Annotated in this window: 1 pseudogene; it reads right to left on the bottom strand. The window is 43.5% G+C overall.

Annotated elements, in window-relative coordinates:
* Positions 1-246, bottom strand: a pseudogene (locus AAEZ06_RS28010) (hypothetical protein); the annotation flags it as partial.

Genomic DNA, 246 nt, shown 5'->3' with positions numbered 1-246 from the left:
TCGTAAAATAGACTCCACAACATCCACGGGCTCAAACCCTGATACCACCACAGGTGTTTGATATTGATCAACCGTAGATTGATAGATTTTGGCACCGCTAATCACGCTCACATGCGCCGGACCAATAAACGCGTTCACTTTACTGCGACTATCAGACATCACTGCATCAATGGCAGGTGGCACTAGCACATGGTTAATATGAAATAACAGATTATCAATTTTCAACGCTTCAGCTTGTGCCAATAA

This window comes from Pseudomonas sp. HY7a-MNA-CIBAN-0227, from assembly GCF_040310325.1.
Lineage (GTDB): Bacteria > Pseudomonadota > Gammaproteobacteria > Pseudomonadales > Pseudomonadaceae > Aquipseudomonas.
The sequence above is the reverse complement of the archived record's forward strand: the minus strand, read 5'-3'. Positions and strand labels throughout refer to the sequence as shown.